Origin of the sequence: Isoptericola sp. NPDC019693 (assembly GCF_044389085.1) — a bacterium.
In the GTDB taxonomy this organism is placed as follows: Bacteria; Actinomycetota; Actinomycetes; order Actinomycetales; family Cellulomonadaceae; genus Isoptericola.
Genome location: NZ_JBIRXP010000003.1, coordinates 219,813 through 241,519, shown reverse-complemented (window position 1 = coordinate 241,519; position 21,707 = coordinate 219,813). Strand labels below are relative to the sequence as shown.

General features: G+C 73.0%; 22 protein-coding genes. 5 read left to right on the top strand and 17 right to left on the bottom strand.

What is annotated here, in order from left to right:
- The first annotated feature begins 155 nt into the window (after nucleotides 1-155).
- The 3 genes from rarD to ACH436_RS10165 are packed head-to-tail and all read left to right on the top strand — an operon-like array spanning nucleotide 156 to nucleotide 2,534.
- Nucleotides 156-1,094, top strand: coding sequence for an EamA family transporter RarD (rarD, locus tag ACH436_RS10175; protein WP_430560085.1), 939 nt, complete (start codon nucleotides 156-158; stop codon nucleotides 1,092-1,094).
- Between the two features lie 22 nt (nucleotides 1,095-1,116).
- On the top strand, nucleotides 1,117-1,614 hold the full coding sequence (locus ACH436_RS10170; RefSeq protein WP_430560084.1) for a YajQ family cyclic di-GMP-binding protein: 498 nt from the start codon (nucleotides 1,117-1,119) through the stop codon (nucleotides 1,612-1,614).
- Nucleotides 1,611-2,534 (top strand): HAD family hydrolase, encoded by a 924-nt coding sequence (locus ACH436_RS10165; protein WP_430560083.1) that lies wholly within the window; start codon nucleotides 1,611-1,613, stop codon nucleotides 2,532-2,534. Before ACH436_RS10170 ends, ACH436_RS10165 begins: the two co-directional genes overlap by 4 nt.
- On the opposite strand, the gene ACH436_RS10160 is transcribed toward ACH436_RS10165, so the two are convergent.
- From ACH436_RS10160 to ACH436_RS10135, 6 genes are all read right to left on the bottom strand, one after another.
- Nucleotides 2,507-3,394, bottom strand: a complete 888-nt coding sequence (locus ACH436_RS10160) for a potassium channel family protein (protein WP_430560082.1) — start codon at nucleotides 3,392-3,394, stop codon at nucleotides 2,507-2,509. The genes ACH436_RS10165 and ACH436_RS10160 overlap by 28 nt on opposite strands.
- Before the next feature lie 59 nt (nucleotides 3,395-3,453).
- Entirely contained in the window at nucleotides 3,454-4,347 is an 894-nt protein-coding gene (htpX, locus tag ACH436_RS10155; RefSeq protein WP_430560081.1) for a zinc metalloprotease HtpX, read from the bottom strand.
- A 116-nt stretch (nucleotides 4,348-4,463) separates the two neighbouring features.
- Complete coding sequence (locus ACH436_RS10150; RefSeq protein ID WP_430560080.1) at nucleotides 4,464-5,876, bottom strand: FAD-dependent oxidoreductase; 1,413 nt, start codon at nucleotides 5,874-5,876, stop codon at nucleotides 4,464-4,466.
- Between the two features lie 198 nt (nucleotides 5,877-6,074).
- Nucleotides 6,075-6,656 (bottom strand): hypothetical protein, encoded by a 582-nt coding sequence (locus ACH436_RS10145; protein WP_430560079.1) that lies wholly within the window; start codon nucleotides 6,654-6,656, stop codon nucleotides 6,075-6,077.
- 116 nt (nucleotides 6,657-6,772) lie between these two features.
- On the bottom strand, nucleotides 6,773-7,069 hold the full coding sequence (locus tag ACH436_RS10140; protein ID WP_430560071.1) for a WXG100 family type VII secretion target: 297 nt from the start codon (nucleotides 7,067-7,069) through the stop codon (nucleotides 6,773-6,775).
- Between the two features lie 127 nt (nucleotides 7,070-7,196).
- A complete protein-coding gene (locus tag ACH436_RS10135) occupies nucleotides 7,197-7,994 on the bottom strand; it encodes a hypothetical protein (RefSeq protein ID WP_430560078.1) in 798 nt (265 codons plus the stop codon).
- A 263-nt stretch (nucleotides 7,995-8,257) separates the two neighbouring features.
- Here ACH436_RS10135 and ACH436_RS10130 point away from each other — a divergent pair, with 263 nt between their 5' ends.
- Nucleotides 8,258-8,509 (top strand): hypothetical protein, encoded by a 252-nt coding sequence (locus ACH436_RS10130; protein ID WP_430560077.1) that lies wholly within the window; start codon nucleotides 8,258-8,260, stop codon nucleotides 8,507-8,509.
- Between the two features lie 5 nt (nucleotides 8,510-8,514).
- Here ACH436_RS10130 and ACH436_RS10125 read toward each other — a convergent pair whose 3' ends face one another.
- The 7 genes from ACH436_RS10125 to ACH436_RS10095 all read right to left on the bottom strand — a co-directional run bounded on the left by ACH436_RS10125 (nucleotide 8,515) and on the right by ACH436_RS10095 (nucleotide 13,869).
- The gene (locus tag ACH436_RS10125; RefSeq protein ID WP_430560076.1) at nucleotides 8,515-9,270 is read right to left on the bottom strand and encodes a hypothetical protein; all 756 of its coding nucleotides are present in this window, start codon (nucleotides 9,268-9,270) and stop codon (nucleotides 8,515-8,517) included.
- A 47-nt stretch (nucleotides 9,271-9,317) separates the two neighbouring features.
- On the bottom strand, nucleotides 9,318-9,995 hold the full coding sequence (locus ACH436_RS10120; protein ID WP_430560075.1) for a hypothetical protein: 678 nt from the start codon (nucleotides 9,993-9,995) through the stop codon (nucleotides 9,318-9,320).
- The gene (locus ACH436_RS10115) at nucleotides 9,992-10,663 is read right to left on the bottom strand and encodes a hypothetical protein (protein WP_430560074.1); all 672 of its coding nucleotides are present in this window, start codon (nucleotides 10,661-10,663) and stop codon (nucleotides 9,992-9,994) included. The genes ACH436_RS10120 and ACH436_RS10115 overlap by 4 nt, the downstream gene beginning before the upstream one ends.
- A 71-nt stretch (nucleotides 10,664-10,734) precedes the next feature.
- On the bottom strand, nucleotides 10,735-12,174 hold the full coding sequence (locus ACH436_RS10110) for a hypothetical protein (protein WP_430560073.1): 1,440 nt from the start codon (nucleotides 12,172-12,174) through the stop codon (nucleotides 10,735-10,737).
- 14 nt (nucleotides 12,175-12,188) lie between these two features.
- Complete coding sequence (locus ACH436_RS10105; protein ID WP_430560072.1) at nucleotides 12,189-12,494, bottom strand: hypothetical protein; 306 nt, start codon at nucleotides 12,492-12,494, stop codon at nucleotides 12,189-12,191.
- A 201-nt stretch (nucleotides 12,495-12,695) separates the two neighbouring features.
- A complete protein-coding gene (locus ACH436_RS10100; protein WP_430560071.1) occupies nucleotides 12,696-12,992 on the bottom strand; it encodes a WXG100 family type VII secretion target in 297 nt (98 codons plus the stop codon).
- Between the two features lie 139 nt (nucleotides 12,993-13,131).
- Nucleotides 13,132-13,869: a hypothetical protein gene (locus ACH436_RS10095; RefSeq protein ID WP_430560070.1), complete on the bottom strand. Its 738-nt coding sequence runs from the start codon at nucleotides 13,867-13,869 to the stop codon at nucleotides 13,132-13,134.
- A gap of 139 nt (nucleotides 13,870-14,008) precedes the next feature.
- On the opposite strand from ACH436_RS10095, the gene ACH436_RS10090 reads away from it, so the two are divergent.
- Nucleotides 14,009-14,266, top strand: coding sequence for a hypothetical protein (locus ACH436_RS10090; RefSeq protein ID WP_430560069.1), 258 nt, complete (start codon nucleotides 14,009-14,011; stop codon nucleotides 14,264-14,266).
- A 335-nt stretch (nucleotides 14,267-14,601) separates the two neighbouring features.
- On the opposite strand, the gene ACH436_RS10085 is transcribed toward ACH436_RS10090, so the two are convergent.
- The 4 genes from ACH436_RS10085 to ACH436_RS10070 are packed head-to-tail and all read right to left on the bottom strand — an operon-like array spanning nucleotide 14,602 to nucleotide 21,707.
- On the bottom strand, nucleotides 14,602-19,071 hold the full coding sequence (locus tag ACH436_RS10085; protein ID WP_430560068.1) for an FtsK/SpoIIIE domain-containing protein: 4,470 nt from the start codon (nucleotides 19,069-19,071) through the stop codon (nucleotides 14,602-14,604).
- A gap of 55 nt (nucleotides 19,072-19,126) precedes the next feature.
- Complete coding sequence (locus tag ACH436_RS10080) at nucleotides 19,127-19,384, bottom strand: hypothetical protein (protein WP_430560067.1); 258 nt, start codon at nucleotides 19,382-19,384, stop codon at nucleotides 19,127-19,129.
- Nucleotides 19,381-20,091, bottom strand: a complete 711-nt coding sequence (locus ACH436_RS10075; protein WP_430560066.1) for a hypothetical protein — start codon at nucleotides 20,089-20,091, stop codon at nucleotides 19,381-19,383. The genes ACH436_RS10080 and ACH436_RS10075 overlap by 4 nt, the downstream gene beginning before the upstream one ends.
- A complete protein-coding gene (locus tag ACH436_RS10070; protein ID WP_430560065.1) occupies nucleotides 20,088-21,707 on the bottom strand; it encodes a serine/threonine-protein kinase in 1,620 nt (539 codons plus the stop codon). Before ACH436_RS10070 ends, ACH436_RS10075 begins: the two co-directional genes overlap by 4 nt.

Sequence of the window (21,707 nt, the reverse complement as noted above, 5' to 3'; positions counted from 1 at the left end):
CCCGGTCACGGCCGCCCACGGCGGGCGCCGGGACCCGCGCCGCCCCTGCGTCGACGCCCCGGAGCTTCTCGCGTCCGCCCCCGGGCCGGATCAGCTCGGGTCCGCTCGGCACTGCTCGGCACTGCTCGGGTCTACCTCGGATCTACATTGAGGCGGTGACGTCGCCCTCCTCCCCCGACCGCTGGGGACTGCCGCTCGGCCTCTCCGCGTTCGTCCTGTGGGGCGCCATGCCCCTGTTCTTCCCGCTGCTCGAGCCCGCCGGCCCCGTCGAGATCATCGCGCACCGCGTGGTGTGGAGCCTCGTGTTCTGCGTGGTGCTCCTGCTCGTCACGCGCACCTTCGGGTCGTTCGTCGCCGTGCTGCGCAACCGGCGCGCCATGGGCGCGCTCGCCGTCGCCTCGGTGCTGATCGTCGCGAACTGGACCACGTACGTGTACGCGGTGCTCTCGGGCCACGTGCTGGACGCCGCCCTCGGGTACTTCATCAACCCGCTGCTGACCGTGCTGCTCGGCGTGCTCGTGCTGCGCGAGCGCCTGCGCGTGGCCCAGTGGGTGGCGCTCGGCTTCGGTGCCGCGGCCGTCGTGGTGATCTCCACCGGCGTGGGCGGGCTGCCGTGGATCGCGCTCGTCCTCGCGGGCGCCTTCGGGCTCTACTCCCTGGTGAAGAACCGGGTGGGGCGCGACGTCGGCGCGCTGCCCGGCCTGGCCGCCGAGACGGCCGTCGCCACCCCGTTCGCCCTGGCCTACCTCGTGGTGCTCGGCGCCACCGGGGCCGGCACCTTCGCCACCGAGGGGGCGGGTCACGCACTCCTGCTCGCCGCGTGCGGCGTCATCACGGGGCTGCCCCTGCTCCTCTTCTCGGCGGCCGCGCGCAGGCTCCCGCTGTCCGTGGTGGGCATGCTGCAGTACCTCACCCCGGTGCTGCAGTTCCTGCTGGGCCTGCTGGTGTTCGGCGAGCACATGCCGCCCACCCGGTGGGCCGGGTTCGTGCTCGTGTGGGTGGCGCTCGTGATCCTCAGCGTCGACGGCACGCGTCAGGCCCGCAGCGCCCGTCTGGCGGCGCGCGCACGGACTACGGTGGTCACCGAACCCTGACCCCTGACCGAAGGAGCCCGTCATGGCCGACTCGTCGTTCGACATCGTCAGCAAGGTGGACCGCCAGGAGGTGGACAACGCCCTCAACCAGGCCGCCAAGGAGATCTCCCAGCGGTACGACTTCAAGGGCGTGGGCGCGTCCATCACGTGGAGCGGCCAGGACACCGTCGTCTTCGAGGCGAACTCCGCCGAGCGCGTGCTCGCCGCCCTCGACGTCTTCCAGACCAAGCTCGTCAAGCGAGGCGTGTCGCTCAAGGCCCTCGACACGGGCGAGAACGAGCCCCAGTCCTCCGGCAAGGTCTACCGGCTCGCCGGCTCGCTCAAGGAGGGCCTCGCCGGCGAGAACGCCAAGAAGGTCACCAAGCTCATCCGGGACGAGGGCCCCAAGGGCGTCAAGACGCAGATCACGGGCGACGAGGTGCGCGTGACGAGCAAGTCCCGCGACGACCTGCAGGCCGTGATCGCGCTCCTCAAGGGCGCGGACCTCGACTTCGCGGTCCAGTTCGTCAACTACCGGTGACGGCGGGGGCGGGCGGCGTGGGCCCCGGGCTGCCGCGGGTCGTGGCCACGGACCTCGACGGCACGCTGCTGCGCTCCGACGGCTCCGTCTCGGCGCGGACCCGTCGCGCGCTGCGGACCGTGGAGGAGGCCGGCACCGAGGTCGTCTTCGTCACCGCCCGCCCGCCCCGCTGGCTGGACGACCTGGCCGACCTGGTCGGCGGTCACGGGCGGGTGATCGCCCTCGGCGGCGCCGCCGTGTGGGACCTGGGCTCGCGCCGCGCGCTGGACGCCTGCGGGTTCGACGAGGACGTGGTGCGCGACCTGGTCGCCGGGCTCCGCGAGGCGGTGCCCGGGGTGGGTCTGGCCGTCGAGACCGTGCGCGGCCCCGCCTTCGACCCCTGGTTCCCGGACGGCGAGCCCGGGCTCGACCGCGGCCTGCGCGCTGCCCCGGTCGAGGACGCGCTGCGCGGCGGGACCGACGCCGTCGCCAAGCTCCTCGCCGTCCGACCCGGCACGCCCACGCAGGGCTTCGGCGTCGTGCAGCGCGGCGCCGTGCGGGACGACGCGCAGGAGGCCTTCTTCGAACGGGTGCGCCGCGTCGTCGGCGGCCGCGCCGAGCTGCACTACTCGGGGGCGGCGGGGCTGGCCGAGCTGCTGCCGCCCGGCGTGACGAAGGACGTCGCGCTCGCGCGGTGGTGCCGCCGTCTCGGTGTCGACGCCCGCGACGTGTGGGCCTTCGGCGACATGCCGAACGACCTGCCGATGCTGCGCTGGGCCGGCCGTGGGCACGCCGTCGCCAACGCGCACCCGGACGTGCTCGGTTGCGCGGACGCCGTCGTGCCCGGCAACGACGACGACGGTGTCGCCGCCGCGCTGGAGGCCGCGCTCGACGTGGCCCGGCCCGCGGACGACTACTCCGCCGAGCCGCTCTCGCCCTGACCCCGCGCACGCTGCCGGTCGGCGACGATCTGGGCGCGCAGCTCCTGCACCTCCGCGACGAGCAGGGCCACCTGGGCCTGGCTGACCATGCCGACGGGCGCCTCCCCCGCGGGGCCTCCCAGGCCGCCGCCCCTCGCGCCCGGAGGGCCGTCCGGCGACGAGGTGTCGGTCACCCGCTCCACCAGCCACGACGACAGCGTGGCCGTCACGACGCCCAGCAGAGCGATGCCACCGAGCATGAGGCAGACGGCGATGACGCGGCCGGTGGGCGAGACCGGCGCGAAGTCGCCGTAGCCGACGGTCGTGATGGTCACCATGGCCCACCAGAAGCCGTCGCCGAGGTTGACGATGTCGGCCCCGGGCACCCCGCGCTCCGCCTGGGTCACGGTCAGCGCGCCCACGGTCACCAGGAGGGCGGTGCCCGCCGCGGCGAACCGCACCACCCGGCCGCGCAGCCGCACGGCGTTGACCCTGTTGAGCCGCACGACCACGGAGACCAGCAGCAGCGGGCGCAGCACGGGCAGCACGACCACGGCGAGCTCGAGCGGGTGCCGGCGGACGTAACGCCACGGGTGCGGGGCCAGCCGGGCACGCACCAGGTAGTCCAGGACGAAGAGCGCCCACGTCACCGCGAGCACGAAGGAGCAGGCGGCCCGGACGTCCGGCGAGACCTCCGGGCGCGCGATCGGGATCGCGTACGCGACCAGGAACAGCAGGGAGATCGCCGTGAGGGGCCACTCGGTGGCTGCCTGCCAGCGGCGCAGGCGCGCGTGACCGGCGTCCGGGTGCGGCGACGGCGGGCGCTCGCGCGGGCCGGGCCCGGCCGCGTCGTCCCGGCCGCCCGGCGAGGGTGCGGTCATCGCAGGTCAGCCTGGCAGACCGGCGTCGCGCACGCCCCCCGAGGGCGACCGGCGAGGGGTCAGTAGCGGGTGATTCCGCCCGGGCCGAAGCCGGTGCCGCCGGCCATCTTCTCCAGGCGCGCGATGCGGTCGGCCATCGGCGGGTGGGTGGCGAACAGCTTGGCCATGCCGGCACCGCGGAACGGGTTGGCGAGCATGAGGTGAGAGACGTTCTGCAGCTCGCGGGTCTGCGGCAGCGGCGCCTTCGCGGTGCCCGACTCCAGCTTGCGCAGCGCCGACGCGAGGGCCATCGGGTCCCCGGTGAGCTTGGCGCCGTCCTCGTCCGCGTCGTACTCGCGGGTCCGCGAGATGGCCATCTGGATCAGCATCGCCGCGAACGGCGCGAGGATCGCCATCGCCAGCGCGGCGAGCGGGTTGCCGCCCTCGCGCCGGTCGCCGCCGCCGAAGATCAGCAAGAACTGCGCCAGCGAGGTGATGACGCCCGCCATCGCGGACGCGACCGACGACGTGAGGATGTCGCGGTTGTACACATGCATGAGCTCGTGCCCGAGCACCCCGCGCAGCTCCCGCTCGTCGAGCAGCCGCAGGATGCCCTCGGTGCAGCACACCGCCGCGTTCTTCGGGTTGCGCCCGGTCGCGAAGGCGTTCGGCGCCTGGGTGGGCGAGATGAACAGGCGCGGCATGGGCTGGCGGGCCTCGGTGGAGAGCTCCCGGACGATGCGGTACATCTCCGGGGCCTCGAGCTCCGTCACCGGGTACGCGTGCATGGCGCGGATCGCGATCTTGTCGGAGTTCCAGTAGCCGACGAAGGTCGTGATCAGCCCGATCCCGACGAAGACGACGAGCATGCCCGCGCTGCCGCGGAAGAACAGCGCCCACAGGCCGAGGACCACGGCCCACATGACGCCGAAGAGCGCCGCCGTCTTGAGACCGTTGAAGTGCTGGTGGCCCATGTGTTCTGCCGTCTCCTTCCGTGCGCCCTGCCCGCGCAGGTGCGCCGGCAGGATCCCACGGGGTGAACGCACCGAGGGCCCGGGCGGTTCCCGCCCGGGCCCTCGTGCCGAATCCGTCAGGAGGACGCGCGCCCCTTGGCGATGTCGAGCATCTCGTCGCGCGGCACGACCTTGATCCGCTCGCGGCCGTGCGGCTCGCCCAGCGCCTTCTCGTGCTCGTCCAGGAGCACGAAGTCGTCCCACTCGACGACGTCGACGCCGCGGTCCGCGAGGAAGTCGAGCACGGCCTGCGGGTCGGACTGCGTGGCGGTGCGCCCGCCAGCGAGGTCGCCGGTGGCGACGTCGCCGCCGTCACCGACGCCCGTGACGTCCTCCACGAGGTGGCGGATCGTCTCCGACGCGTCCGACTTGGTGTGCCCGATGAGGCCCACGGGGCCGCGCTTGATCCAGCCGGTGGCGTACACGCCGGGCAGGTGCTCGCCGTCGAGGTCGACGACGCGGCCCTCACGGTTGGAGATGACGCCCTTGAGCTCGTCGAACGGGATCTCCGGCAGCGGCGACCCGAAGTAGCCGACCGCGCGGTAGACGGCCTGCACGGGCCAGTCGTGGAGCTCGCCGGTGCCCTTGACCGTGCCGTCGCCCTGGAGGGCGGTGCGCTCGGTGCGCAGCGCGACGACCTTGCCGTCCTCACCCACGAGCTCCGCCGGGGCGTGCAGGAAGTGCAGGTGCAGGCGACGCGACGCCTTCTGCGTCGAGGGGTCGACGAGCGTCCAGTCGGTGAGCGTCTTGACGACCTGCTTCGTCTGGTTGGACGACTCGACGGCGGCCATCGAGCCCTCGTCGAAGTCGTAGTCCTCGGGGTAGACGACGATGTCGACGTCCGGCACGTGGCCGAGCTCGCGGAGCTCGAGCGGCGAGAACTTCACCTGGGCGGGGCCGCGGCGGGCGAAGACGTGCACGTCGGTGACGGGCGACGCCTTGAGGGTGTCGTAGACGTTGGCCGGGATCTCGGTGGGCAGCAGGTCGTCCGCGTGCTTGGCGAGGATGCGGGCCACGTCGAGGGCGACGTTCCCGGCGCCGAGCACGGCGACCTCCTTGGCCTCGAGCGGCCAGGTGCGCGGCACGTCGGGGTGGCCGTCGTACCAGGAGACGAAGTCGGCGGCGCCGTAGGAGCCCTCGAGGTCGATGCCGGGCACCGGCAGCGCGGAGTCCTTGATCGCGCCGGTGGAGAAGATCACGGCGTCGTAGAACTGGCGCAGGTCGTCGAGCTTGAGGTCGACGCCGTAGTCCACGTTGGCCAGCAGCCGGACGTCGCCGCGGCTCAGCACGCGGTGCAGGGCCGTGATGATCTGCTTGATGCGCGGGTGGTCCGGGGCGACGCCGTAGCGGACGAGACCGAACGGCGCGGGCAGGCGCTCGAAGAGGTCGATGCTCACGTCGAGGTCGGTCTTCGACAGGATGTCCGCGGCGTAGATGCCGGCGGGGCCTGCGCCGACGATCGCGACGCGCAGAGGTCGGATGCTGCTCACTGCGGGGTACGCCTTCCGGATCGGGGATGCGTGGCGTTCGATTCTAGGAGGATTCTCCTGGGAACGGGTGAGGCTTACCTCACCTGTCAGGGTCCAGCCTTACCCAGGATGCCACAAGCGTCTCACGCTGCGAACGAGTTGTCTCACACACCGGTCTTTGGTGCCTCGGACACCAGTTTTGGCCGTCACGCCGATGTCTCAGGGCGCCAAGGACACCTCACGCACCGCGTGCGCCACGTCGTCCCGCGCCAGACCACCCGCCGCCCGCAGCGGGTGGTACGCGGGCACCACGGTCACCGTCGCACCGCCGTCGGCCACCCGCAGCGCCGGCGTCTCGCGCGTGCCGTAGACGGCCCCGACCTGCGTCGTCCCGCCCGGCGCCCGCCGCACCGCCCAGCGCGGGCCCGGCTCGCGACGCACCCACACCTCGACCCGGTCGCCGACGACGGCGAGGGCCGCCGGGCTGCCGCCCATCGGGGCGATCCCCCGCGTGGACGCGCCGGCGGCCCGCGCCTCGTCGAGCGTCTCCGACGTGGTGAACGCCGGGACGACGACGGCACCCGGCCGCTGCCGCGCGACGTGGCCGGCCACCGCCCCCGCGCGGCGCACGACCACCGCGAGCGTGACGACGACGACCAGCGCCACCACCAGCAGCGCGATCCACAGCGTGGCGTCCTCGACGCCGTCGCGCTGGATCGTGCGCGCGAGGCGCACCGCCGAGAGCGCGAAGAACAGCACGAGCACCGCGGTGTAGAGCCAGCGACGGGAGCGGGCGTTCATCTCAGCCTCCGGTTCGAGTGACGGATCTGACGACGGACCGGCGCCGGGCCGGCAGACGTCGAGGGGCGGCCCGGAAGACCCGGACCGCCCCTCGACCCTGCCTGGACCGGGCTGAATCAGCCGCGGATACCCTGCGCCAGCTGCGAGTCCGCGTCCGACAGCGTCTGCGCCGCCTGCTCCAGGAACGACGCCATACCCTCCAGACCCTCGATGGCCTGCGTCGTACCCGTCGTGAACTCCTCGTACGACGTCTGGAACGCACCCGACGCCTGATCGGTCACGAAGCCCGACGACACCAGGTTGTTCACCTGCGTCTGCAGGTTGTGCAGGATGTCCGTCAGCTGCTGCTGACCGTTACGCAGCTGACCCGCCTGCGACCGCAGCTCGTCGTACGTGACGTTCATGTTCGCCATGAGAAGCTCCTCGACTCATCAATGGTCGGCCGGCCCCCTAGCGGCCGATCCGTCGTCCGGTGACGACCCTAGCGGGCGCCCCGAGCAGCGGTCGATGGGGACTCCTCCCCATCCGCCCGAGCCGTCGTCAGCGGCGGCCGCGGCGCAGGCGGGCGCGCCGCTCCTTCTCGACCCGCGCCCGCCGGGCACGGCGCTCGTCGGCGGAGAGTGCGGAGAGCGGCGTCTCCCCCGCCGAGGATGCAGCGCCCTCGGGGCCGAACCGGCGGCGGAAGGCCTGCCGCCCCAGCACGGCCGACGTGACGAGCAGGGCGACCGCGAGCACCCCCGCGACCACGTGCGCCGCGCCCGAGACGCCCGGGACCAGCGCCGCGACGGCCAGCGGCCAGGCCAGCCCGGCCGGCAGCATCGCGAGGATCGTCCGACCGTCCAACGTCCATCCCGCCACGTACCACCGCAGGACCCGGTCGGTGAACGGGGTCGAGCGCACGGGCTGGAGCGACAACGCCACGCCGCTCACCGTCGGCGGCCCGAACGTGCTGCCCCGGGGCGCACGCGCGGTGAACGAGAGCCTCTCACCGGCGTAGCTCCGGGAGAGCGCGCGCCCGGCGTAGACGAACGAGAGCACGGCCAACGGCCACGAGGCCGTCAGCACGTGCCAGCCGCCCGGCCCGATGGCCAGCGCCAGCACCGGCAGCGCCACCAGCACGAAGGCGATCGCCTCGACAGGGTTGGCGAACCGCTCTCCGACGCCGCTCACGAGGTCGGACGAGTCGACATAGGCGAGATAGGGCACCGAGCCCACGAGGAGCAGCACCGCCACGAGCCAGATCACCGACCACACCACGCCGATCAGGAGGTAGCCCGCGGGCCGGAGCGCGAGCGCTACCCGCCCCGGCGCCTCGTCCTGTCCCCCCGGCAGCTCCATCGCCCGGCCGCAGCGGTCCTGGCGCGGAAGGTCGCCGAGCTGGAGGCCGACGTCCGGCGGTCCCAGGCCGGCGACAAGGCTTGACGAGCGCCTCCCTCCCACTCGGACGAGCGCAGGGGGTCTGCGGCGTGCCCTCGAGGAGGGGCTGCGTCCAGGAGCGAGCCACAGCCTGCCCCAAGCGGCGCGGCCGGTCGGCGAACCACGTAGGGTGCGAGCGTCGTCGCCCACGACGACTGTCGCCGGCAGAACGAGGAGAAGCGCTCATGCCCACGCCCACCCACGGGTCGAACCCCGTGCGCAGGAAGAAGATCGAGACCCCGATCCTCGTCGCGATGTTCGTCTGCCTGATCCTCGTGTGCCTCGGAGCGTTCGCCGGGTTCGAGGTGCTCGGCGGGCTCGGGCCCGTCCCGGTCCTCGTCGTCGTGATCGTGGCCGTCTTCGTCGTCGGCGCCGTCATGACCGCGCGGCGGATCGGCGCCCTCCGGGCGGCGTCCACCGGCGGTGCGAAGAGCTGAGACGCTCAGCCCCGGGAGGACCGGCGCTGCCGCGCCTCGCGACGTGAGTTCAGCTCGGCGAGCCGCGCCCGACGCTCGCCCGGGCTCAGGTCACTGACCGACCCCGCCCTCGCGGGCGCCGTCGCGCCGTCGAACCGGCGCCGCCAGGCGCGCCGCCCCAGGACGACGCTCCACACGACGAGCGCCGCCGCCGCGACCAGGAGGGCCACCCGGGCCGGACCCGGGACGTCGCGCGCCAGTCCCACGACGGCGAGCAACCAGCCGCCCCCTGCCGGCAGCATCGCCAGGAACATGTGCCCGTCAGGCAGCCAGCCCGACACGTAGAACCGCATCAGGAAGCGCGTGAGCGCGGTGTCGCGCACGGGTTGGAGCGACAACGCGACCCCGCCGACGGTCGGCAGACCGATCGTCCGTCCCCGCCCGACCCGCGTCGTGCGGGACAACCGCTCTCCCGCGTACGCCGGGTTCAGGGACCGGGCGACGTACACGAAGGACAGCAGCGCCAGCGGCCAGCTCGCGGACGGCAGGTACCACAGCACCCCCGGCCCCCAGAGCACCACGAGCAGCGGGACGACCAGGCAGAAGGCGACCATCTCCGACGGTTGCGCCACCAGGTCGGCCCAGATCCCGCCCAGCTCCATCGTGCCGTCGACCGCGAGGTACACGAGGATCCCGGGCCCGAGCCCGAGGACCACCAGGGCGAGGGCCGTCCACACCAGGCCCACCAGGAGGTATCCGACGGGCCGCAGAGCGCGCGCCACCGGGCTCGGCGGGCGTGTCGTCGTCCGTTCCGTCTGCGGGCTCGAGGTCAACGCGCGGCCTGTTCCGACGACGCCCCGTCGGGCGTCGCCTCGCTCGTCCCGACCCGCACCGCGGTCGGGTCCTCCTCGGCCGCCTCCATGAAGGTCAGCGAGTCGAGGATCTCGTCGAACAACGTGGCGAAAGGCTCGGCCGACGGGATCCCCGGGACGTTCACCCGTGCCAGCAGGAGCCTCGAGCCGTCCGGGTAGGGGATGTGGTACTCGAGCCGCATGGTCAGCACCGTGTCGCCCTCGTCGGTCTTTCCCTGGGTCATCTCCACGACGCGGGCCACCGGCCCGTTGCGCTGCGGCTCCACCTCACCGGTCGGGAATCCGGCGCGCAGCGCCTCCGCGACGTCCCCTGCGGCCCGTGCCTCCGCCGACGCCGCGGGCCACTCCTCGTCGAGGGCCAGGATCACCGCCGGGAACGGAACGCCGGGCAACAGCTCGAGGGACACCAGGTACGTGTGGACACCGGCGGCCATCGCGGCCCGCACGTTCCCCACGACCTCTTGGGTCGCCTCCCGGCGGGCGCGAGCCAGCCGGTCGGCCTTGCCGACCTGACGGCGGACCAGCCGGCGGACGTGCTCGACCGCGGTCTCCTCGTCGTCCAGCGGGATGTTGGCCCACGTCCCCGGGAGGACGATCCGCATCTGCCCCTCGCGGAACCTCACGCTGCGCGTCATGCCTTCGTCTCCAGCTCCACCGTCAGGCCACCGAGAAGGTCGACGACCTCCTGCGGCATGTCGTCGAAGACCGAGACGCCGTTCGAGATCACGGTCACCTCGAGCATGTCCGGGCTGCCGGGCGGGAAGACCCCGAGCGCCACCCGCTCCTCCAGGTGCGCGACGCCGTCGCCGAGGTCGGGGTCGAGGTGCCCGATCATCAGGTGTGCGCCGCGGACCTCGCCCGCCGCGACCGTCGCGTCGATCGCCTGGGCGTACACGTGCGGCGGGTCGTCCGACGCCGCGACCAGGCGCTCGAGGTCGGCGGCGAACTCCTCCGCGGTGAGCCCGGACTGCGCCACCACGGTCAGCATGGCGTCGACGTCGCCCAGCGCCGGCCGTCGGACCAGGAACGCCACGGCGAGAGCGTCGATCCCGCTGTCCGACGCCGACCGGGCCACGTCGGCGATCCGGCCCGCGAGCGACTCCACCGGGTCGCCTGCCGCATCGCCCGCGCCGTCGAGAGCGGGCACGGCGCGCTCGGCCTCCGCCTCGGCCTGGGCCGCCCCCGGCGGGACGAGCGCGACCGCGACCTCGCGCGCCCAGGCGTCGACGTCCTCCAGCCCGTCGGGCACGAGGACCCACCCCTCGTCGAGGCCCAGCTCGTACCCGGCCACCCTGCGTGTCACGTGCTCGGTCTCCTTGGTCGTTGCTGAGAACAGCGTCCCATCCTAGGTGGGCCGGTCCCGGGTCCCGCACGTCAGCCGGGGTTGGGGACCCCGCCGGCAAGGCTGATGCCGTTGCCGATGATGCTGCCGTAGGGGCCGCCCATCCCGGAGGTGCCGAGGCTGACCCCGGGGGTCACCGCGTCGCCGAAGTCCCCGACACCCATCTCGTTGGCGAACGAGATGCCGTTCCGCATCCCGTTGAACGTGGTGATGCCGTAGCCGCCGACGGTGGCGATCGACGACGTCACGGAGCTGACGTTGTCGAAGTGGATGGTGCCGATCGACCCCGGGAGCCGGCTGTCGATCTTGCCCATCACCGACATCATGTCGGTCACGTCGTCGTTGCCGAAGATCGTCCGCATCCCCGACGCGGTGAAGGGGTTCGGAAACATCTTCGACAGCCCCTGCCCGATGTTGCCGCTCTTGAACAGGCCCGCGATCTGCTTGTCGCCGGCCGACCGGATGAACGGCGACTTGAGGACCTCCGTGACCCGCTGGCCGTTGGTCTGCGCGAAGATCTTGCGCGTGCTCTTGAGCGTCGCCGCGCCGAAGACGCTCTTGGCGTTCTGGGGCGACATTCGAGAGGCCGTCTGGACGACCATGCGCGCCTTGGCGTACTTCGCGACGACGCTGATGGCCTTGCCACCGAAGAGCGTGAGCGCAGCCATGCCCGCGGCACCCAGGACGCCCCACCAGGAGCCCTTGCCCCTGGCTGCCTTGAACACGGCGTCCACGACGGCGAGGACCGCACCGACCGCCGCCAGCACGAGCAGGACCTGACCGAGGATCGGCACCCAGGAGAGGAAGATGGCCAGGATGCCGGCGACATCGCAGATGACCTTGACGACCTTGTAGATGCTGTCCCAGACCTCGCCGGCCTTGTCCCAGAAGCCGTCCTCGAGCCCGTGCACCTTGTCCCCGGTCACGACCTCGTCGATCTTGTTCCTCGCCGTGGTCGCGGCGGTGTTCTTGTCACCGTGGGCGTCGTTCCAGCGGCCCTGCCAGAAGCTGAGGTCGCCCTCAAGGCTCGTCACCCGGGAGTTCGCCGTCGTCACCGCGCTGTTGGCGCCGTCGAGGTCCCCCTGTGGTGCGTCGCTCGGCAGGTCGTCGACGTCCTGCTGCGCGTGGTGCGCCGTCGTGCGCGCGGAGGCCAGGTCCTCCTCGATGGTCGCGATCTGGGTCGCCGCGGTCTCCGACTCGGAGATCGCCGTGTCGAGGGCCGACGCGTACGTGACGAGCGCGTCACCCGTGTACCGGTAGCGCTCCGTCGCCTTGGCGATGTCCTCCTTGACGTCGGACGCCAGGGTCTTCGTCTCGTCCATCGACTTCGCGGTGGTGCTGGCGTCCTCGACGATCTTGTCGAGCGTGGCGGTGGCCCGCGCGATGGCGTCGGCGATGTCCTGGTACTTCTTGCCCTTGGTCCGTACGAGGTCGGCGTCCCCGTCGAGCTTCTGCCACTGAGTGTCGGCCATGACCGTCGTTCCCCCTACTTCGCCTTCTCGGCGGCGTCTTCGAGTGCCTTGGCCAACTCCGTGTCGATCTCCGAGAACGTGTCGACGATCTGCTGGATGATGCCCTGGAGCTTGACGACGTTCTCGGTCATCTCCTCGCGCTTGATGCGCCACTTGTCCGCGAAGTCGTTGACCTTGTCGCGGAGGTCGTCGTGGCCGGTCGCGTTCGCGGCGTCCTCGGCACGGTCGTCCGCACCCTCGAACTCTTCCTTGATCGTCTTCAGGTCCTCGGCAAGAGTGCGCAACTCTTCCATGTCGATGGACAGGTCGTACCCGGCCACAGCTCCCCCTCGTCGTCACGCAGCTCGTCGTCTCGCCGCCGGGCAGCACCGTAGCCGAGGGCGACGACGCCGGTCGATGGGGAGGACTGCCCATCCCGGCGGGCCCGTCGTACGGCACCTCGCCCGCCCCTCGACCGCAGACGTCGAGAGGCGGCCCGGAAGACCCGGACCGCCCCTCGACCCTGCCGGGACCGGGCTGAATCAGCCGCGGATACCCTGCGCCAGCTGCGAGTCCGCGTCCGACAGCGTCTGCGCCGCCTGCTCCAGGAACGACGCCATACCCTCCAGACCCTCGATGGCCTGCGTCGTACCCGTCGTGAACTCCTCGTACGACGTCTGGAACGCACCCGACGCCTGATCGGTCACGAAGCCCGACGACACCAGGTTGTTCACCTGCGTCTGCAGGTTGTGCAGGATGTCCGTCAGCTGCTGCTGACCGTTACGCAGCTGACCCGCCTGCGACCGCAGCTCGTCGTACGTGACGTTCATGTTCGCCATGAGAAGCTCCTCGACTCATCAATGGTCGGCCGGCCCCCTAGCGGCCGATCCGTCGTCCGGTGACGACCCTAGCGGGCGCCCCGAGCAGCGGTCGATGGGGAGGCCTCCCCATGTCGGCCGCCCCGACGATCGATCCGGGTCACCGCCCACGGCCGGAACGCCCACGACGGTCAGCCGTCGGCGCACCCCGCCACTGGGCGACCACCGTCCACGCGAGCGACAGCACGACGAGGGAGAGGCCGACGACCCCGCACACGACGTTCGTCGTCCGGGAGACGTCGACCGCGATCGCCGGGTAAAGCAGCAGCCAGCCGACACCCGCCAGCAGCATCGGGAGGAACGCTCGACCCCGGGGCTGCCAGCCGGCGGCGTAGAACCGCATGAGGAACCGCGTCAGTGCCGAGCCACGGACCGGCTGCAGCGACAGCGCGACGTTCGACGTCGTCGGCGGCCCGAGGCTGCTTCCTCGCGCCCCGTAGGCCGTGAACGAGAGCTTCTCGCGGCCGTAGGAGGGACGCAACGACCGCACCACGTAGACGGCCGACAGCGTGGCCAACGGCCAGATGCAGCACGGGATCCACCACAGCAGGACCGGGCCGGCGACGGCGGCGACCAAGGGCGCCGCGAGGAGCACCATCCCGATGAACCCGCCCACGGACGAGGTCGCGGGTTCCGTGAACTCGGCCATGGTCAGCTCCCCGGAGACGACGCCGCAGACGAGGATGCCCCACGCCAGCGCGACGACGAGGGCCCAGATCGCGAGCCACACCAGCCCGATCAGGAGGTACCCGAGCGGGCGCAGGGTGCGCGCCCACGGCCGCGGCGGAGTCGTTCTCCGCGTGGTGCTCCCGCGATCACCGACGACGACGTCCCCCATGAGTTCCTCCCCAAGCATCGGCTGGTGGACCGACCGCACACGGTAGGGCCGCACGGGACCGCGGTACGCCGTTCCGTGCCGCGCCCTTGCCCCGGGCTAGGGTCATCCCGGCCCGCCCCCATCCAAGGAGCCCAGGACCATGAGCGACAACGACAGCAACGACGACCCGCAGGCCGCAGCGGCCGCGGACGCCCGCACCCGGGCCGCCGGTCGGCCCCTCGGCGTGGGACTGGCGATCGTCGTCGTGGTCGCCGCCGCCGCCGGGGTCCTCTCCGCGACCGCGCCCGACGCGTTCGCGACGGTCGGTGGTTGGGTCACGGCGATCGTGCTCATGGTGCTCACGGTCGCCCTCGTGTCGACGCTCATGGTGCTGAGGATCAACCAGCACAACCGCTGACGGGCAGCCTCAGTCCGTGGGCCCGACGTCGTCCGGAGCGCCGTCCGACGTGTCCCGCTCCAGGAACCGGATCGAGTCGAGGATCTCGTCGAACAGCAGCGCGAACGGCTCCGCCGACGGGATGTTCGGGACGTTGGGTCACCTTCGCCGTGGTCGTCGTGGCGATCTCGGTCTGGGCGGGTCTCGCCATGGTGCGCCGCACCCGCCGGAACGCGGCCCGCGACGAACCGGGCGCCGACCGTTGACGGCGCCCCCGTGACCTCCCCGCGGATCCCGGTCTCTGCGACCCCGTAGGACGCCCGAACGACGTTCGTGCGAGGAGCGCGCACGGGCACTCAGTCGTCGAGGACCAGCGGCAGCTGCACCCTCGTCTGCTTGCCCCGCGCGATCCAGGCCCCGCGACCGACAGGGAACTCCCCCTTGGCGGAGCGCGGCAGCGACGTCTTGAGGATCGTGTCGCCGTCGAGGTTCTCCGGCTGCAGGATGAGGCCCCGGCGCCCGTTCTTCACCTCGCCGAGCAGCGGCCAGGTGGCCGACCAGCCGGAGGTCTCCGCCTCGGCCACCAGCAGGTGGTCGCTGCTGCGGATCGCCTTGGTGAGGTCCTGGATCGGCTTGTCCGCCGGCGACTGCAGGTACTCGTTGATGCCCTCGATCAGCACGACGATGCCGGGGTCGACGTCCTCGTCCTGGACGGCGGCGAGCAGGTCGGTGGCGAGCGCCTTGACCTTCTCCACGCCTGTGGCGACCTCGGTCCACGGCAGCTTGTCGGCGATCGCCGAGCGGCCCTGCGCGAACAGGTACATCCGCGCGTCGGGGTTCGCCCGGAGCACGGCGCGGGCGATCGCGACGAGCGCGTTGCTGCGCCCGGACCCGGGCGGGCCGGCGACGACCATCGTGCCGGTGGGCTCGAACGGCACCGGCCCGAGGGTGATGCCGTCGAGGCCGAGCACGGGCTGGCCGTCCACCTGCGGCGGCAGCTCGCCCGCCCCGTACTCGGTGGGCAGCACCCGCACCTCGGGCGCCGGGCGCACGCCCGCCGACAGCATCGACTGGCCCAGCTTCTCCGTCGCCGCCGCCTGCGCGGACACGGACGTCGTCCCGCCGATGACCGCGACCTGGACCTCGAGCCCGTCGATGAGCGCGCGGCCGTTGGGCGAGTCCGACGTGATCACGTCGCGGGGCGCGTTGAACGCCAGGTAGCCGTCGTCGGTCATGCGCAGCAGCAGGTTGCGCTGCACCATCGAGCGCACGTAGGTGGGCACCGCGCCCGAGCGGTCGGCGGTGAACACGACGTGCATGCCGAGGGCCCGCCCGTCGTTGAGGATGTCGCGGAAGACGTCGAACCACTCGGCCCGGCCCGCGCCCACCTCGAAGTCGTCCCGGAAGCCGGGGAACCCATCGACCAGCAGCAGGATGCGGGGCACGTCCGGGCGTCCGGACAGCTGCCGGTACTCGGTGACGCTCGACGCCGACACCGCGGCGAAGGCCTCCCCGCGGCGCTGCAGCTCGCCCCGCAGCATCCGCATCAGCCCGACGACGCGCTCGACGTCGTCCCCACGTGCGATCGTCCCCACGTGCGGCAGGGAGGACAGCATCCGCAGCGCCCCGGCCGCGAAGTCCAGGCCGTACACGTGCACGGGGCCGCCGCGGGGCGTGATGCCCGCCGCCGCCGCGAGCGTGCGCAGGGCCGTGCTCTTGCCGGCGCCGCCCGTGCCGTACACGCCCAGGTGGCCGTCGACGTCCGGCACGAAGTACACCGGGCGCTGGGCCTGCTGCTCCGGGATGTCGGCGACGCCGAGCAGCAGCTCGGTGTCGGTGCGCTGGTGCAGGCGCGTGAGGTCGTACGCGTCGGCCATCGAGTCCAGCCAGGGACGGCGCGGCGCGGGCAGGCGCGCGGCCGCGAACGCCTCGCCGACCCGCGCGACCAGCCGCTGCTGGTCGTTGGGGCCGAGGTCCACGTCCTCCTCGACGGACGCCGCCGGGTCGGCGGGCTCCTCCCACCGCTCCTCGCGGCCGAAGTGCAGGCCGGCGACCTCGATCGCGGCACGCTCCGGGTCACGGGTGCTCCACGCGCCCGCGTACCCGGACTGGAACGCCTGCAGGCGGCCCGGCCCGGTCTTCACCACGCCGCGCCCGGGAATGGCCGGGTCGATGTGCGCGGCGTCCTTGATGTCGACGACGTCGCTGGAGTCGGACTCGTCGGCCATGCGCAGCGCGACGCGCAGGTTCGTGTTCGCCCGCAGGTTGTCCTTGATGACGCCCGCCGGGCGCTGCGTGGCCATGATCAGGTGGATGCCGAGCGACCGGCCACGCTGGGCGACGTCCACGACCCCGTCGACGAACTCCGGCACGTCGCCCACCAGGGCCGCGAACTCGTCGATGACGATGACGAGGGCCGGCGGCGTCTCGGGGTCGCCCCGCTTCTCGAGCTCGAGCAGGTCCTTGACCTTCTTGCGGTTGAACAGGTGCTCGCGGTGGTGCAGCTCGGCGCGCAGCGAGGTGAGCGCCCGCAGCACGAGGTGCTGCGACAGGTCGGTGACCAGACCCACGCAGTGCGGCAGCTGCACGCAGTCCGCGAACGCCGACCCGCCCTTGTAGTCCACGAACAGGAACGTCACGCGGTCCGGGCTGTACTCCGCCGCCATCGCGAGCACCCAGGCCTGGAGGAACTCCGACTTGCCGGCACCCGTGGTGCCGCCCACCAGGGCGTGCGGGCCCTGCGAGCGCAGGTCGAGGTGCTGGGCGTCCAGGCCGGCGGAGCCGACGATGGCGCGCAGGGTGCCGGCACGCTTGCGGGGCACGGCCTGGGTGCGGTCGTAGACCGACAGGTTCTGCCGCCAACGCTCCAGCACCGCGTTCGCGTCCTCGAACAGGTCGTGGCCGAGCAGCGCGGGCATGGTCACCGAGCGCGGCAGGTCGGACGAGTCCGCCACGATCGCCCCGGCGTCGAACACGGGGGCGAGCCGGCGCCCGTAGTCGAGCGCCGTGGTGGCGTCGACCTCCTCGAGCTCGACGTCGTCGACCCAGCGCCCCAGGCGCACCATGCCCACGCGGGGGCCGTGCTCGCCGAGGTCGACGAAGGTCCGGCAGGCGGCCGGCAGGTACGCCGTGTCCGCCGAGATCCACAGCGGGTAGACACCCGCGTCCGGCCCCTGCTCGGCGAGCTGCACCAGGCGGGCCCGCTCCACGTCGATGTCGTCGGAGATCACGACGACGACGGCGGGGACGGGCGACTTCGTGCCGGCCTCGGCCTTCTTGCCGCCCACCTCGGCGCCCCGCTCGAGGGCGGCGTCGTCCTCGTCGATGGCGCCACGCCGCTGCGCGCCGCCGCGGGCCGCCCGCAGCCGGGTGGTCACCAGCTCCTCGAGCTCCGCGACGAGGCGGGCCGCGCCGCTGGCCGAGTCCGCGAGGTGGTGCCCCTCGACCGGGCTCTGCGGCGAGGAGGTGTGCGGGATCCACGTGAGCCACTGCAGGTGCCGGGTCCACACCGGGCTCACCATGCCGGTGACCACCAGCTCCGACGGGGAGTGCAGCCCCGTGAGCTGCAGCAGCACGGCGTTGAGGCTGCCGGCCACCGCGGCGGGCGGGCCGGCGAAGCCGAGCGCGCCGGCGTCGTAGAGGTTCTCCACCACGGGCACGCCCGACACGGTCGCGTGCCGGTCGACGACGGCGTCCAGACGCTCCTGGTACTCCTTGATGAGCGCGCCCTTGGCCGTGTCCTTCACCGTGTTGCGCGACGGCATCGTGCCGATGCCGAAGCGCACGTTGAGGAAGCTCCAGTGCTCCGGACGGCGCGTCCACAGCATCGGACCGTGCCGCATCGCCTCGGCGAAGACGTGCTGCGTGGCCGGCGCCTCGCGCAGCCGCACCGAGCGCTCCGTCTCCTCCTCGCCGGCGAGCGCGTCGCGCAGCGCGTCGAGGCGCTCCTCGAACCGGGCGATGTCGCGCTCCTTGCGCTTCTTGGTCTGCCGGTTCCGGGTGAGGTAGTTGCCGGCCAGCATGATCGGCGACAGCGCGATGAACACCAGGGAGATCAGCCCTCGCCCCATGGCGAGCATGAACCCGCCCATGAGCACGGGCGCCAGCATGGCCAGCAGCGGGAACGGCTGCGGCTCGGTCTCGCTCGGCACCTCCGGCGAGTCGAACTCCTCGCCCTTGTAGCGCGCCTCGACCCGCGGCGACCGGGTGAACGGCACCGGTCCCGCCTTCGGCGCGACGCCCGAGAGGGTCTGGGGGCGACGCCGCTCGATCGTCATCACCGTGTCGCCCACGGTGACCCGCTGGCTCCCCTCCACGCGCAGCCGCTGCACGTGGGCGCCGTCCACCAGCAGGCCGTTGGCCGAGCCCAGGTCCACGACGTCGACGACGTCCGAGACGTCGAGGCGCAGGTGCTGCTTCGACACGAGGGCGTCGCTCAGGACGACGTCGCAGCCCGGGGCGCGCCCGAGCGTCCAGCTGCCCTCGGGCAGGTCGATCGCGCTGCCGTCGGCGAACCGCAGGGTGGCGCGCACGTCCCGGGAGGTCTGGTAGTCGAAGCCCGGGCGGTCGAGCTCGACGAGGGCCACCTCCGCGCCCGAGCCGATCCACGCCTCACCGAGGGCGGCGTCCGCCGGCAGCCGGGTCGGCCGGTCCTGGCCGGGCAGCCGCGCCTCGATGGTCCGCCGGCCGCCGCCGACGCCCGACCCGCGCGGGTCGACGCGCGCCAGGGTCGACGCCACCTCGCCGATGGTCGCCCCCGCGTCCGCGGTGATGACGACGTCGTCCTGCGTGGTGTCGGGGCGCCGGAGCGTCACCTTGACGCGCATCGCTCTCCTCGGGTCGTTCGGTCGGTCGGGTCAGGTCTCGTGGTGCGGGGCAGGCTCAGCGCCGCCGGCGCGTCACTGCGAGGACGAGCGCCGTCACGGCGGCCCCCGCCAGCGCGCTCAGGCCGATGATGCGCCAGTTGCCGACGTCGGTGAGCTCGCGGCCGATCGCCCGCCAGTAGTCGAGCGGGTCGCCCGTGCCCACGCCGTCGCTCAGCGCACCGGCCGTCATGAGGATCACGAAGGCGATCGCCGCGGCGCCGACGGCGACCACGACGACCAGCTGCCACGGCTCCGGCCGGGTGGGGCGGGTCATTCGCCGTCCCTCCCCTCGTCGTCGGCGACGTCGAGCAGCGGCAGGTCGTCCGCGGTGACGAGCCGGGACGCGACGGCGTACTCCACCAGCCGCGCGCGCCGGTTGGTCGCGAGCGTGCCGGAACCGCCGCGCAGGCCCTTCACGCCCACGCGGTCGAGCTTCTCGCACACGTTGTCGAGCTTGCGGTTGAACCGCGTGGACGTCCACCCGAGGCGCGCGGCCGCCTCGGCGGACGACGGGATCTCCGACAGCCCCGTGCCGTCGCGGCGCAGCATCGGCTCGCACAGGGAGACGATGAGCTGCCGCTGGCTCACCGTGAACGGGATCATCCCGATCGTGGTGGCGCCGCCCTCCGGGTCCTCCGTGCGGATCTCCGCGTACGGGGCGGGGCTGAGCCGGGCCAGGACCTCGTACGTCGTCGGGCCGGCGGTGAAGACGATCGACGTCGACGGGAAGACGATCGGCAGGGACGTGCCGGGCGAGAGCCAGGACTGCACGCCGCCGGCCGCGTCGCACACGGTGGCCGACAGGCGGTTGCCCACGTTGCCCAGCCACCACAGCCCCGCGCTGTGCGTCACCTGGAGGAAGCGCCGGTGCAGGTACGGGTTGTCGTCGAGGGCGAGGTCCCCCTCGCGCCCGATCTCGAAGACGCCCTCGGGGTCGGCCCGGAACCACTCCCCCGCGAACTCCATGGCCAGGTCGCTCATCCGACGCACACCCCCTTCGGGTCGACCGAGAAGGCGCCCGAGCGGACGATGACGACCTCGATGCAGGTCTCCTCGCCCTCGGTGCGGTCCACCGTGACGGTGGTGGAGTCGACCTGCGTGTACGCGACGTCCTCGAGGCGCTCGGCCGTGCGCCAGCCGTACGTGTCGCCCTCGACCGGGTCCGGGTTGGTCCAGGTGAAGACCACCTCGTCGCCCTGCGCCTCGCCCTCGAGCTCCGTGACCGACGGCACGAGCCCGCTGAGGTTGTCCGCGGGCGGTGCCCCCGCGTCGACCGCGCCGGTGGCCGAGGGGCTGACCGGGTCGTCGTCCGCCGGGGCGTCCGAGCCGTCGGGCCAGAGCACCACCGCCAGGACGCCGAGCAGCACCACGAGCCCGGCCACCAGCCCCGCCACGAGGCCGCGCCGCGGGGCGGGGGCCGGCGCCGGCTCCGCCTGCGGCTCGGCGGCGGGCGCGGGCGGGGCCGCGGTGCTCATCGAGCGGTGCACCGTGTCGCCCAGGTCGTCCGCGAGCACGGCCGCGGGGCGGGCGCCCGCGCCCGTCGTCCCGGCCTCCGCCGTGGGGGCGGGCGAGCCCCAGGGCCGCGCGGGCGCGGGGGCCGGCGGCGCCACGGGCGCGAGCGTCCCGGCGGCGGGACCGCGCGGGTCGACGGACACGACCTCGCGCAGGCGCGTGCCGACCTCGTCCTCGTCCGGCGCCTCCGGCGCGTCGTCGCGCACCTGGCCGCGGTCGTCCAGCAGGTCGATGGGCGTGACCGCGAACGACAGCTCCGTCTGCACGGCCTGGAGCGCGCGGGCGAAGTCCAGCGCGGTGGCGTACCGGGCCTGCGGGTTCTTGGCCATCGCCGTGCCGAGCACCCGCTCGAGGGAGGCCGGCACGTCGCTGCGGCCCGTGGGCTGCAGCGACGCGGACTCGATGCGGGCCACCAGGTCGGCGCTCGAGTTGGCGCCGCCCGGCACCTCGAAGGGCGTGCGCGAGGCGAGCAGCGAGTACGTCGTGGCGGCGAGCCCCCACACGTCCGTGCCCACGCTGGTGCGCGGCGGCTCCGCGAACGACTCCGGCGGGGACCACGGGATCGACATGCCCTCCGCGCGGCCCGCGTCGTCCAGCGTCGACGAGATGCCGAAGTCCGTCAGCGCGGGGTGCCCGTACTCGGTGACGAGGATGTTCGCGGGCTTGATGTCGCGGTGCAGGATGCCGGCCCGGTGCGCCGTCTCAACGGCGCCCGCGATCTGCACGGCGATGCGCAGCACGTCGGGCACGCTGAGCCGCTCGCTGCGGTACCGCGCACCCAGGTTGGGGCGCGAGCAGAACTCCATCGCGAGGTAGGGGCGCCCGTCGGCCGAGACGTCCGCCTCGTACATGGTGACGATCGACGGGTGGGTCGAGAGGGTCGCCATGAGGTCGGCCTCGGCGTCGAAGGCCTCGCGCTGGCCCTCGTTGGTCCACTCGTGCAGCAGGACCTTGACCGCCACGCGGCGGCGGGGGCGGCGCTGCTGGTAGAGGAAGACGTCGGAGAAGCCTCCCGAGCCGATGATCGAGACGTACTCGAACCCGGCGATCTCCGGAGGGGGCGACGGCGGACGCTTGCGGCTCAT

Excerpts from the sequence above, each read along its gene's own strand:
- ACH436_RS10110 (WP_430560073.1), bottom strand. The coding sequence starts at position 12,174 with ATGGCCGACACTCAGTGGCAGAAGCTCGACGGGGACGCCGACCTCGTA.
- ACH436_RS10095 (WP_430560070.1), bottom strand. The coding sequence starts at position 13,869 with ATGGGGGACGTCGTCGTCGGTGATCGCGGGAGCACCACGCGGAGAACG.
- ACH436_RS10145 (WP_430560079.1), bottom strand. The coding sequence starts at position 6,656 with ATGAACGCCCGCTCCCGTCGCTGGCTCTACACCGCGGTGCTCGTGCTG.
- ACH436_RS10075 (WP_430560066.1), bottom strand. The coding sequence starts at position 20,091 with ATGAGCGACCTGGCCATGGAGTTCGCGGGGGAGTGGTTCCGGGCCGAC.
- ACH436_RS10140 (WP_430560071.1), bottom strand. The coding sequence starts at position 7,069 with ATGGCGAACATGAACGTCACGTACGACGAGCTGCGGTCGCAGGCGGGT.
- ACH436_RS10160 (WP_430560082.1), bottom strand. The coding sequence starts at position 3,394 with ATGACCGCACCCTCGCCGGGCGGCCGGGACGACGCGGCCGGGCCCGGC.
- ACH436_RS10130 (WP_430560077.1), top strand. The coding sequence starts at position 8,258 with ATGCCCACGCCCACCCACGGGTCGAACCCCGTGCGCAGGAAGAAGATC.
- ACH436_RS10135 (WP_430560078.1), bottom strand. The coding sequence starts at position 7,994 with ATGGAGCTGCCGGGGGGACAGGACGAGGCGCCGGGGCGGGTAGCGCTC.
- ACH436_RS10120 (WP_430560075.1), bottom strand. The coding sequence starts at position 9,995 with ATGACGCGCAGCGTGAGGTTCCGCGAGGGGCAGATGCGGATCGTCCTC.
- ACH436_RS10080 (WP_430560067.1), bottom strand. The coding sequence starts at position 19,384 with ATGACCCGCCCCACCCGGCCGGAGCCGTGGCAGCTGGTCGTCGTGGTC.
- htpX (WP_430560081.1), bottom strand. The coding sequence starts at position 4,347 with ATGGGCCACCAGCACTTCAACGGTCTCAAGACGGCGGCGCTCTTCGGC.
- ACH436_RS10100 (WP_430560071.1), bottom strand. The coding sequence starts at position 12,992 with ATGGCGAACATGAACGTCACGTACGACGAGCTGCGGTCGCAGGCGGGT.
- ACH436_RS10090 (WP_430560069.1), top strand. The coding sequence starts at position 14,009 with ATGAGCGACAACGACAGCAACGACGACCCGCAGGCCGCAGCGGCCGCG.
- ACH436_RS10085 (WP_430560068.1), bottom strand. The coding sequence starts at position 19,071 with ATGCGCGTCAAGGTGACGCTCCGGCGCCCCGACACCACGCAGGACGAC.
- ACH436_RS10170 (WP_430560084.1), top strand. The coding sequence starts at position 1,117 with ATGGCCGACTCGTCGTTCGACATCGTCAGCAAGGTGGACCGCCAGGAG.
- ACH436_RS10070 (WP_430560065.1), bottom strand. The coding sequence starts at position 21,707 with ATGAGCCGCAAGCGTCCGCCGTCGCCCCCTCCGGAGATCGCCGGGTTC.